This is a genomic window from Pseudomonas fluorescens (genome assembly GCF_018614775.1).
Taxonomy (GTDB): Bacteria; Pseudomonadota; Gammaproteobacteria; order Pseudomonadales; family Pseudomonadaceae; genus Aquipseudomonas; species Aquipseudomonas fluorescens_BY.
This window is the reverse complement of record NZ_JAGGOF010000076.1, coordinates 1-9,565: the sequence shown is the minus strand read 5'-3', so window position 1 is coordinate 9,565 and position 9,565 is coordinate 1. Positions and strand designations below refer to the sequence as shown.

The following is a 9,565-nucleotide window of genomic DNA, read 5'->3' as shown; positions in this document are numbered from 1 at the left end:
GCTTACCGTTGCGGGGGCAGCACCGGACTGACGTGGCCTTGAAGTAAAGCACACGATTCACCGGTTTCCCGTTTCACCCTGTGAAGGGCACCCGTAACTAGGCGCACAGGAGAGCATGGGGTGAGCCTGGGCGTCAATGAATCAAGTCGCGCTCATCGCGAGCAGGCTCGCTCCCACAATGAATCCTGTCGGACACAGAATTCATGCCCAACACAGATCAACTGTGGGAGCGAGCCTGCTCGCGATGAGGGCGGCACAGACACCACAGAATTCGAAGACATTGACCCGCCCGCACACCCTGCGTAGCCTTGCGCCTTCGAGGTTCTTCGGTTTGCGCCGAAGCTAAGACGGGAACGCGGTCCAAGCCGCGGCTGCCCCCGCAACTGTGAACGGTGACGTTCCTGCCAAGCCACTGTGCATATGCACGGGAAGGCGCAGGAATTGCCAGTCCAGGCTTTTTGCAAAGCCGGGGCTGGCCCACCGTCAGCCAGGAGACCTGCCTCGACACAGATTCTCACTACAACCGGGCGGGGTGATCCGGTGGCGAAATCTTCCGCGCACGCCTGTGCCTGCGGTCGTCGTCCCGTTTGCCCGCCACCTTGCCAAAGGGCATCCGATGAAAACACTGGCCAAACTTCCCGTCACCATCGTCACCGGTTTCCTCGGCTCGGGTAAGACCACCTTGTTGCGGCACATGCTCGATAACGCCCAGGGCCGGCGCATCGCGGTCATCGTCAACGAGTTCGGCGAGCTGGGCATCGACGGCGAGATCCTCAAGCAGTGCTCCATCGGCTGCACCGAAGAAGAGGCCAACGGCCGCGTCTACGAACTGGCCAACGGTTGTCTGTGCTGCACGGTGCAGGAAGAGTTCTTCCCGGTGATGCGCGAGCTGGTGGCGCGCCGCGGCGACCTCGACCACATCCTCATCGAAACCTCCGGCCTGGCCCTGCCCAAGCCGCTGGTCCAGGCTTTCCAATGGCCGGAAATCCGCAGCGCCTGTACGGTCGATGCGGTGATCACCGTGGTGGACAGCCCGGCGGTGGCGGCGGGCACCTTCGCCGCATTCCCCGACCAGGTCGACGCCCAGCGCAAGCTCGACCCGAACCTGGACCACGAATCGCCGCTGCACGAACTGTTTGCCGATCAACTGGCGAGCGCCGACCTGGTGATTCTCAACAAGGCCGACCTGATCAGCCCCGAAGACCTGGCGAGAGTGCGCCTGGAGGTGGCCGAAGAATTGCCACCGGCGGTCAAGGTCATCGAAGCCAGCAGCGGTCGCCTGCCGTTGGAAGTGCTGATCGGCCTCGGCGCCGGCTCCGAAGAGCACATCGACAGCCGCCACAGTCACCACGATCATCACCATGACGGCGATGAAGATGACCACGACCACGACGCCTTCGACTCCATCTCCATCGAACTGCCCCAGGCCGACGAAAGCCGGCTGCTCGATGCATTGGCGCAACTGGTGGTCCGGCATGGCGTGCTGCGGGTCAAGGGTTTCGCGGCGATCCCGAACAAGCCGATGCGCTTGCTGATCCAGGGCGTCGGCACGCGTTTCGACAAGCATTTCGACCGCCAGTGGGGCGCCGATGAAGCGCGGGTCACGCGGCTGGTGCTGATCGGCCAGGCACTGGACGCCGACCTGCTTGAAGCGCAGTTGCGCGCTGCTCTCAGCGTCTAAACCATGCACCTGCTCAGGACCCAGCCCGGCGGCTTCGTAGCGGACGACAACATTGCCGACCTGGGGCAAACCCCCGCCGAGCTGGTCATTCTGTGCAGCGGCGATTCGAGCCTGGCGTTGCTGGCCGAAGCGGCGCGGCAACTGCCGGACGACTACCCACAGTTTCGCCTCGCCAACCCGATGCAGGTGCAGAACCACGCCTCGGTGGATCTGTACGTCGACGACGTGCTGCGGCATGCCAAGGTCATTCTGCTGTCGCTGCACGGCGGCATCGGCTATTGGCGCTACGGCATCGAGCGTCTGATGGAACTGGCCGGGCGCGGGGTGAAGTTGATCCTGGTGCCGGGGGATGATCGCCCGGACCCGGAACTCAGCGACCTGAGCAACGTGCCTTGCGAAGACCGCGACCGGCTCTGGCAGTTCTTGCGCCAGGGCGGCTTGGGCAATGCCCTGGATCTGTTCTACAACCTGGGCAGCCAATGGTTTGGTCGCGACTATTCGTGGGGCGAACCACAGACCCTGCCGCGCACGGCGATCTATCACCCGCAAGACACCAACGCCAGCCTCGGCGATTGGCAAGCCGACTGGCAGGCCGGTCAACCGGTGGCGGCGCTGCTGTTTTACCGCTCGCACCTGCAAGCGGCGAACACCGCGTTCATCGATGTGTTCTGTCAGCGCTTGCAGGCGGCGGGGCTCAATCCGCTGCCGATTGCCGTCGCGAGCCTCAAGGAGCCCGCTTGCCTGACCCAGGTCGAGGCCTGGCTCGATGACGTTGAGGCCGGGGTGATCCTCAACACCACCGGCTTCGCCCAATCCAGTCCGGAAGCGCCACACCTGCGGCCGTTTCGCCGCAACATCCCGGTGATCCAGGCGATTTGCGCCCAGGACAACGAACCCGGCTGGCGCGCCAGCGAGCAGGGGCTGGGGCCGCGCGACCTGGCGATGCACATTGCCTTGCCGGAGCTGGACGGGCGGATCATCAGCCGCCCCATCAGCTTCAAGGACCTGGCCTGGCGCAGCGAGCGCAGCCAGAGCGATGTGGTCTGCTACCGGGGCGTGCCCGAGCGCATGGACTTTGTCGCCGAACTGGCACGGCGCTGGACCGTCCTGGCGCGCCAGCCCAACGCGGACAAACGGGTGGCGCTGATCCTCGCCAACTACCCGACCCGGGACGGTCGCATCGGTAACGGCGTTGGCCTGGACACCCCGGCGGCGGCCTTGAACATCCTGCGGGCCCTGCAAGCCGAGGGCTATCCTTTGCCGGCCGAACTGCCGGCAAGCGGCACCGCGCTGATCCAGCAGTTGCTGGGCGGCGTCAGCAACGACCTGGACAGCCTCGACCTGCGGCCCTGTCACCAGAGCCTGGCGCTGGAGGCTTACGAGGCCATGTTCGCCGCGCTGCCCGAGGCCAATCGCCAGGCGGTGCTGGCGCGCTGGGGCTCGCCCGAGCAGGACCCGATGTGCCGCGACGGGCGCTTGATGGTCGCCGGCTTGCGGCTGGGCCTGACGTTTGTCGGCATCCAGCCGGCCCGGGGTTATCAGGTCGACCCGAGTGCGGTCTACCACGACCCGGACCTGGTGCCGCCCCACGGCTACCTAGCGTTCTATTTCTGGCTGCGCCACACCTATGGCGCCCACGCCGTCATCCATGTCGGCAAGCACGGCAACCTCGAGTGGTTGCCCGGCAAGGGCGTCGGCTTGTCCGAGAGTTGCTGGCCGGACGCTTTGTTGGGGCCACTGCCGAATATCTACCCGTTTATCGTCAACGACCCGGGCGAAGGCGCCCAGGCCAAGCGTCGCACCCAGGCGGTGATCATCGACCACCTGATGCCGCCGCTGACCCGTGCCGAAACCTACGGGCCGCTGCGCAATCTCGAACTGTTGGCCGACGAATACTACGAGGCCCAGTTGCTCGATCCACGCCGGGCCCGGGAACTGCAGCGGGACATTCTCAACCTGGTGCGCGAGACCCATATCGACCGTGAGCTGCAACTGGACGCTGACGCCGACGCGACGATCTGGCTGCCGCGCCTGGACACCTACCTGTGCGATCTGAAGGAATCGCAGATCCGCGATGGCCTGCACATCTTTGGCGAGTCGCCCGGCGGACGGCTGCGCATCGACACTTTGCTGGCGCTGTTGCGCATTCCCCGGGGCGACGGCAAAGGCGCGCAGTCGAGCCTGTTGCGGGCGCTGTCGAAGGCGTTCGGGCTGGGTTTCGATCCGCTGGATTGCGCCTTGGCCGAGCCTTGGGCCGGCGATTGCCCTGAGGCGTTGCGCCGGGTCAGCGAGGAGCCCTGGCGCACCGCCGGCGACACGCGCGAGCGCCTGGAACTGTACGCGGCCCGCTTGATCGAGCAGGCCCTGGAAGGTGTGGTCGAACAGTTGGAGGCGCCGGGTTGGGAAGACGTGAGCAGCATCATCGAAAACCTGCGCACTGTCGTGGCGCCGCGCCTGGACGCTTGCGGCCCGGCGGAAATGCGCGGCCTGCTCGATGCCTTGAGCGGACGCTTCGTGCCGGCCGGCCCCAGCGGTGCGCCGAGTCGTGGACGCCTGGATGTGCTGCCCACCGGACGCAACTTCTTCTCGGTGGATGTGCGCAACCTGCCCACCACCACGGCGTGGCGCATCGGTTTCCAGTCGGCGAACCTGATGCTCGAACGGCATTTGCAGGATCACGGCGATCACCTGCGCCAGCTCGGTCTGTCGGTGTGGGGCACCGCCACCATGCGCACTGGCGGCGACGACATCGCCCAGGCCATGGCGCTGATGGGCGTGCGTCCGGTGTGGGCCACGGGCAGCCAGCGGGTGGATGATTTCGAGATCCTGCCGCTGAGCCTGCTGGACCGGCCTCGGGTCGACGTCACGCTGCGGGTGTCCGGGTTTTTCCGTGACGCGTTTGCCAACCTGATCCGCCTGTTCGATGCGGCGGTGCAGGCCGTCGCCGCGCTCGATGAACCCGCGGACATGAACCCCCTGGCGGCCAAGGTACGCAGCGAGCGGGAGGCCTTGCTGCAGTCGGGTCTTGAGCCGGACGCGGCGGCCCGACAGGCCGGCTGGCGGATCTTCGGCGCCAAGCCGGGTGCCTATGGCGCGGGCGTGCAGGGGGCTATCGACGGACGGCTGTGGCAGAGCCGCGAGGACCTGGCCGAGGTGTACCTGAACTGGGGCGGCTACGCCTACGGTGGGAGCGATGAGGGCACCGCCGCCCGGGAGCAGTTTTCCCGGCGTCTGAGCCAGGTACAAGCGGTGTTGCAGAACCAGGATAACCGCGAGCACGACCTGCTCGACTCCAACGACTATTACCAGTTCCAGGGCGGCATGCTCGCGGCGGTGGAAACCCTCAGCGGTACGACAGCGGCCAGTTACCATGGCGATCACAGCCAGCCCGACCTGCCCAGGATCCGCACCCTGAAGGAAGAGCTCAACCGCGTCATCCGTTCCCGTGCGGCCAATCCGAAGTGGATCGACGGGGTCAAGCGGCACGGCTATAAAGGCGCATTTGAACTGGCGGCGACGGTGGACAATCTGTTCGCCTTCGACGCCACTACGCAACTGATCGACGATCACCAGTACGCGTTGCTGGCCGATGCCTACTTGCTCGACCCTGATACGCGGGACTTCGTCCGCCAGCACAACCCCGATGCCCTGCGCGACATGACCGAGCGCATGCTCGAAGCACAGCAGCGGGGCATGTGGCAGGCGCCGGGCGAGTACCGCGAGGCGCTGGAGAACTTGTTGCTCGACATCGAAGAAGATGGCTGATTTGACGATCTGTAGGCTTGTGGGAGCAAGCTTTGCTCCCACAGGCAGGGATAAATCCCCTCGCCGCAGGGACTGCATTCATATTGAATTTACCGGCCACTCCTGAGAATCCACCATGACCGACACCCCCCATTTCCCGCTCTCCGCCGTGGTCGGCGCCGATGACCTGAAACTGGCGCTGTGCCTGGCCGCCATCGATCCGAAGATCGGTGGCGTGCTGATCGAAGGTCCGCGCGGCATGGCCAAGTCGACCCTGGCCCGGGGTTTGGCAGACCTGCTGGCCAGCGGTCAATTCGTGACCTTGCCCCTGGGCGCTACCGAAGAGCGGCTGGTGGGTACTCTGGATCTGGACGCGGCGCTGGGGGAAGGGCGCGCGCAGTTCTCCCCCGGCGTGCTGGCCAAGGCCGACGGTGGGGTGTTGTACGTCGATGAAGTGAACCTGCTGCCCGATCACCTGGTGGACCTGCTGTTGGACGTGGCCGCCAGTGGCACCAACCTGATCGAACGCGACGGCATTTCACATCGGCATCCGGCGCGTTTTGTGCTGATCGGCACCATGAACCCGGAAGAGGGCGAACTGCGCCCGCAACTGCTCGACCGGTTCGGCTTGAACGTGGCCCTCGACGGTCATACCGCACCGGCTGAACGCGGGCAGATCATTCGGCGGCGGTTGGATTTCGACAGTGATCCGACGGCGTTTTGTGCGGCGTGGGAAGGGGCCCAAGGGCAACTGCGCGAGCGCTGCCAGACGGCTCGCGAACGGTTGGCGCAGATACCCCTGGACGATCAGGCACTGACGCAGATCACCGAGCGTTGCTTTGCCGCCGGGGTGGATGGATTGCGTGCCGATCTGGTCTGGCTGCGAGCTGCCCGGGCCCATGCGGCTTGGCGTGGGGCGCGGGTGATCGACGATGAAGACATCGATGCAGTGGCGGAGTTTGCCTTGCGTCACCGGCGACGCGGACACTCAGCGCCGGCCCCATCACCGTCCCAGCCGCCGACGGCTGCCGACAAAACTGCCGAGTCGAACGAAGGCCAGGGCCAATGGGGCGACTTGCCAGCCCTGGCCTTGCCGACTGGCGCTCGGCGTGACGTGCCGAGCTGGCCAAAAAAGCCCTAGGCATTCGCCCCCGTTCGGCAGCGGGGGCGAATGCCAAACCCCGTGCCGGACGGTTGGAGCAGGGTCGCCAGGGCCGTAGCAAAGCGGCGCCCAGCGGCGCGGTGAACTGGCCGGGTACTTTGCTTAACGGTCGTCCGCAGCTGCATGACGACCTGCGCTTTCACAGTCGCCAGCGGTCGCCCCATGAACTGTGGCTGGTGATCGTCGACGCTTCGGCCTCGACCCGTCGTCATCGCGCCTTGAGCGATGGCAAGGGCCTGCTGGCACAGCTGTTCGACGATGCCTACCGCCAACGCGCGCGGTTGGCGCTGCTGACCGCCAGCGGTACGGTCCCGAACTGGCAGGTGCAAGGGCTCAAGGCCTCGGCTAGCCTGCGGGACTGGCTCGATGACCTCGGCGCTGGTGGCGGTACGCCGCTGCTGGCGGCGCTGCAAGAGGCCGGCCGTTGGCTGGCCGCCCGGCGCAAGCGCTACCCGGCGGAGCAGCAGCGGGTGCTGGTGATGACGGATGGGCGGGTGAAGGAAGGCCTGTCACTGTCGCCACTCGATTGCCCGTGCCTGTTGATCGACATCGAGCGCGGCCCGATCCGCCTGGGTCGTGCCCGGCAGTTGGCGGGGCGGTTGGGGGCGGAGTATCGGCATATTGATGAGGGTGTCTGACTAGTGTTCGCTGGCCGATAGGGCCCCATCGCGAGCAGGGGATGCGTTCTGATGCACACCACCGCCCCCCTGTGGGAGCGAGCCTGCTCGCGAAGGCATCACCTCGGTCCAAGGGCTGTCCACTTATTCGGCATCACTGTTCTATGCTCAGGCAGCCCCTCACAGGAGTGAACCCATGCGCATACTCGCCACCAACCCCCAGGACGATTTCCGGGTCAAGGCCTACGCCGGCACCAACGGCGTGTTGCTCGCCATGGACCTCGCCGAAACCCGCCGCAAAGGCCTGCTGGGTTTTGCCATCGAGAAGCAGCAGGGCGACAAGCCCTGGTTGTTCCTGTTCAACAGCCTGACCTTTGCCGGCAAGGCGCACACCTTCGCGCAATTTCACGCCACCCCCAGCGACAAGGCGCCCTTGCAGAAATTTCGCTGGGCCGATTACGCCGTCAACCCCGGCGTGACGATCCACTACCGCGTGCACCTGGCCTACGGCAGCCCCGACGCGCCACAGTTGGGCGAATGCCTCGAAGTCACGGTCACCAGCGACAACGGGCAACCGGCCAACCAGCGGGTGATCTTCAACCGTGCCGTGGCCGCCAGCCAGGCGTTCCAGCGCAAGTTTCCCGAATTGGACGCGTTGATCAGCGCCAACCGCAACCTGTCCATCGACGCCTGGCCCGACGCCCCCCGTCGCTGGCTGGAAAACGGCTTGCTGGGGCGCCTGACCGGTTTCATCGACCGGGCGCTGGATGCCACCTGGGCCCTGGACATCGCCATCTACGAGTACGAGCTGCCAGTGATCGTCGACGCGGTGAACGCTGCGTTCGCCCGTGGCGCACAGGTGCGGGTGCTGTACCACGCCGAGCCGGGCGACGACACCACGCAACGCAACGAAGCCAACCTCGTGAAACTGCCGGCGGCCAACAAGCGCGGGCGGGTCACCCATAATATCTTCCACGACAAATTCATCGTCCTCAGCAAGGTGGACGGCACCGGTTCGCTGCAGCCCGAAGCCGTCCTGTGCGGCAGCACCAACTTCACCGCCAACGGCGTCTACCGCCAGGCCAACGTCGTTCATGCGCTGGATGATCCACAGGTGAGCGACAGCTATCGCCAGGTGTTCGAGCAGATCTGGGCTGCACCAGACGACGTCGACGCGACTCGCCAATGGCTGACCCAACACAATCCCATGGCCCCGGAGCAGGCATTGTTCGCCGGGTTCTCGCCCCGTACCGGGGAGGGTGACCTGGATCGTTTCGTCGACATCATCAACGCCGCCCGCAAGGATGTATTGTTTGTCACGGCATTCGTCCTGCCTGATCGGATCCTCGATGCATTGCTCGGCCAGCCCAACGACGACGTCCTACGCTATGGCTTGCAAAACACCGCCAGCCGCATCACCGGTTTCCACGCCGACCGCACCGCCGAATTCGCCGCCACCGCACTGCTCAACACCGGGCTGGAAGGCTGGCTCAGGGAGAACATGAAAGGCCAGAAAGGCAACCTGCTGGTGCACACCAAAGCCATCGTCACCGACTTCACCAGCGACACACCGACCATCATCAGCGGCAGCCACAACCTCAGCGCCGCCGCCAGCAACGGCAACGACGAAAACTACCTGATCATCCAGGGCGACACCGACCTGGCCGACCGCTACGGGCTGGAACTGCTGCGCTTCTACGAGCACTACCGCTTTCGCTACTTCGCGAAGAAACTGGCGCTCAAGCAGGTCAGCCCGCTCGCGGTGGACGACAGTTGGAGTGATGACTATTACCGGGAAGGGGATTTGCGCAGGTTGTCGAGGGTGAGGTTTTGCGGGCGGTGAGCACGTCCAACCATGGCGAACGGGAGAACGATCCAGCGATCAAGGTTGCTCTCGGAGACTTATAAGCGGGTAAGGTCACGGCGTTAGGTTTAGTTCAGTGCTAGCATAGAGCCATCTATCAGCCTGGAAGCTGTCATGAACCTCTGCCACGGAATGTCGGGTCTGCTTCGCGCCAGTGTCGCGCTGGTGCTGTTGGTTTTCTGCGCGTCGGCCCTCGCCGCCAACACGCCGTGTTCCGGGCGCAAGGGCGGGATTGCCGGGTGTGATGGGGATACGTTCCTCTGCAATGACGGCTCCATCAGCGCGTCGAAAAAATCCTGTTCCGCTGTGCTGGGGCTTCGCAATGAAGCCCGGCCGCAGTCGTTGCTCAAGCAGGCCGATGGTTGCCAATGTGGCAGCGGCAGTTATTGCGTTGGTCCGCGGGGCGGGGTGTATTGCCTCACTCCGGGCGGCAGCAAGAGTTACAAGCGCAAGTAGCGCAGCACCGCCGAACCCCAGTGGGAGCGAGCCTGAACTGG

6 protein-coding genes and 2 riboswitches are annotated in these 9,565 nt (G+C 65.2%); all 6 genes read left to right on the top strand.

The genetic code is table 11. The annotated features are described in order from the left end of the window. Nucleotides 1-110, bottom strand: a riboswitch (cobalamin riboswitch). This riboswitch is flagged as partial in the annotation. 192 nt (nt 111-302) lie between these two features. Continuing rightward, a riboswitch (cobalamin riboswitch) is annotated at nt 303-518 on the top strand. Between the two features lie 98 nt (nt 519-616). The 6 genes from cobW to J7E36_RS19150 all read left to right on the top strand — a co-directional run bounded on the left by cobW (nt 617) and on the right by J7E36_RS19150 (nt 9,524). Beyond that, complete coding sequence (gene cobW, locus J7E36_RS19175) at nt 617-1,681, top strand: cobalamin biosynthesis protein CobW (protein ID WP_215006306.1); 1,065 nt, start codon at nt 617-619, stop codon at nt 1,679-1,681. A 3-nt stretch (nt 1,682-1,684) separates the two neighbouring features. Further along, entirely contained in the window at nt 1,685-5,446 is a 3,762-nt protein-coding gene (gene cobN / locus J7E36_RS19170) for a cobaltochelatase subunit CobN (RefSeq protein ID WP_215006303.1), read from the top strand. A 115-nt stretch (nt 5,447-5,561) separates the two neighbouring features. Then, on the top strand, nt 5,562-6,566 hold the full coding sequence (locus tag J7E36_RS19165; RefSeq protein WP_215006300.1) for an ATP-binding protein: 1,005 nt from the start codon (nt 5,562-5,564) through the stop codon (nt 6,564-6,566). Between the two features lie 53 nt (nt 6,567-6,619). Next, on the top strand, nt 6,620-7,225 hold the full coding sequence (locus J7E36_RS19160) for a vWA domain-containing protein (protein ID WP_231286412.1): 606 nt from the start codon (nt 6,620-6,622) through the stop codon (nt 7,223-7,225). Nucleotides 7,226-7,400: 175 nt separating this feature from the next. Further along, nucleotides 7,401-9,047 (top strand): phospholipase D-like domain-containing protein, encoded by a 1,647-nt coding sequence (locus tag J7E36_RS19155; protein WP_215006297.1) that lies wholly within the window; start codon nt 7,401-7,403, stop codon nt 9,045-9,047. A 153-nt stretch (nt 9,048-9,200) separates the two neighbouring features. Next, nucleotides 9,201-9,524 (top strand): hypothetical protein, encoded by a 324-nt coding sequence (locus tag J7E36_RS19150; RefSeq protein ID WP_435304184.1) that lies wholly within the window; start codon nt 9,201-9,203, stop codon nt 9,522-9,524. The last annotated feature ends 41 nt before the right edge of the window (nt 9,525-9,565 follow it).